Below are 1,952 nucleotides of genomic sequence, written 5' to 3'. Positions count from 1 at the left end.
TGGTCGCGCTCGGTGGGCGCCGGGTGGCCGCAGGGCCTGGCGCTGGGCGCCGATGCGCTGGGATTCCTCACCGGGGCCGACGAGGCCGTGGTGCTGCGCAGCGGCCCCTGGTGGCGCCTGGCGACGCCCACCGGGCACGTGCTGGCCCGCTGAGCGGGCCGGGCCCGGGCCCGAGCGAGTGCCCGGGCTCAATCCTCCACGCGGGTGATCGTCAGCCGCGGCCGACGCGGCGCGGGGTGCACCGGCGGGGCGCTCTCGTGCAGCGGGGCATCGCCCTCGTCGGGGGTGTTCACCATGAAGTGCGCGGCCCGCTCGAAGTAGGCGCGCATCATCTCGTCGGCCTCGGCGGGGAAGCCCATCGCGTCCATGGCCGCCCCCATGTGGCGCAGCCAGCGGTCGCGCATGTCCGGCGTCACCGCGAAGGGCACGTGACGGGCCCGCAGCCGGGGGTGGCCGCGGGTCTCGGAGTAGGTGGTGGGGCCGCCGAAGAACTGTTCCAGGAAGAGGCGCAGGCGCTCCTCGGCCGGGCCGAGGTCCTCCTCGGGGTACATGTCGCGCAGCGGCGGGTCGCCCGCCACGCCCTCGTAGAACAGGGCGGTGAGCCGCACGAAGGCCTCGTGGCCGCCCACCATCTCGTAGATCGTGGGCTGCCCGGTCTGCTCAGCGCTGCTCATGGCCCCAGTCTCGCACCGGCGGCCCGGGCACCCCCGCGGTGTCCAGCGCCACCTTGGCCGCGGCCCGCACGTCACGGGCAGCGGCGTACTGCTGCCCGGCCACGCAGTCGGCGAAGACGCGCACGGTCATGGCGCCGTTGCTCACCTCCTGGATGCCGGCCACGGTGGGGGCGCGCAACAGGGTGGCCTGCCCGGCCTCGGAGGCGGCGAGCTCCTCCATGGCGGTGGTGAGCACGTCCATCACCTGCCGGGAGTCCGCACGGGCACCCACCTGCACGTCGATGGTGGCCACCGGGCTGCCCTGGGTGGTGTTGCCCACGCGCAGGATCTCGCCGTTGCGGATGTACCAGACCACGCCGTCGGCCGACCGCAGCCGGGTGACGCGCAGGGTCACCTCCTCCACCTCGCCGGAGGCCTCGCCGAGGTCCACCCAGTCACCGACGCCGAACTGGTCCTCCACCATGAGCATCACGCCGCTGATGACGTCCTTGACCAGCGACTGCGCGCCGAAGCCGATGGCCAGGCCGCCGATGCCGGCGCTCGCCAGCAGCGGACCCAGCGGCAGACCGAGCTGGTCGCACACCATGAGCGCCGCGACCGTCCAGATGACCACCGACGAGGCGCTGCGCAGCAGGCTGGTGAGGGTGAGCACCCGCTGGCGCCGGCGCAGGTCCGCGGCGTGACCGTCGGGCCTCCCCTGGCGGGAGCGGTCGGTCATCCACGAGGTGAGGCGCCCGATGAGGCGCCGGGCGACGCTCCGCAGCAGGAGGGCGACGACGACGATGAGCACCACGGCCAGGCCGTGGGTGGCGAGCCAGGCGCCGACCACCCGGGTGATGTCCTCCCACCCGGGGGCGGTGGTGCCGGCGGTCACGAACGCGCGTCGAAGGCCTGGGCGGCCAGCGCGCGGACGGTGCCGTCGCGGTTCTCGGCGATGACGCGGCGGAGCGCGGCCGAGGCGTCCGGGTGGCCGTCGAGCCACGCCTGCGCGGCGTCCACGAGGTCCTGGTGCACCAGCGGGTGCGGGTAGAAGCCGCCGGCCACCGCCTCGGCGATGGCGTGGGTGCGCTCGTCCCACATGTCCGCCACGGCCTCGAAGTAGGGCTCCACGAAGGGCCGCAGGTCCTCCGGCGTCCGGGCGCGCTGCCAGCCGGCGGCGGTGGCCACCACCTCGGCGTTGGGCAGGCGGGTGTCGCGCCACACGCTGTCCCAGGCCGCCTGCTTGGAGGCCGCGTCGGGGCGGGCGGCGCGGGCGCGGGCCAGGCGCTCGGCACCCGA

At 75.4% G+C, this 1,952-nt stretch carries 3 protein-coding genes; all 3 read right to left on the bottom strand.

What is annotated here, in order from left to right:
• Positions 1-188: 188 nt before the first annotated feature.
• Positions 189-674, bottom strand: coding sequence for a globin (locus tag HMPREF3099_RS09915; RefSeq protein WP_070705823.1), 486 nt, complete (start codon positions 672-674; stop codon positions 189-191).
• Positions 661-1,548, bottom strand: a complete 888-nt coding sequence (locus HMPREF3099_RS09910) for a mechanosensitive ion channel family protein (RefSeq protein ID WP_070705822.1) — start codon at positions 1,546-1,548, stop codon at positions 661-663. Before HMPREF3099_RS09910 ends, HMPREF3099_RS09915 begins: the two co-directional genes overlap by 14 nt.
• On the bottom strand, positions 1,545-1,952 hold a 408-nt coding region (locus HMPREF3099_RS09905), incomplete at its 5' end, for an ERAP1-like C-terminal domain-containing protein (protein ID WP_202816751.1). The genes HMPREF3099_RS09905 and HMPREF3099_RS09910, both read right to left, overlap by 4 nt.

It is taken from the genome of Kytococcus sp. HMSC28H12, from assembly GCF_001816045.1.
GTDB lineage: Bacteria > Actinomycetota > Actinomycetes > Actinomycetales > Dermatophilaceae > Kytococcus > Kytococcus schroeteri.
Note: the sequence above shows the minus strand (reverse complement) of the source record. Positions and strands in the feature narration are given on the sequence as shown.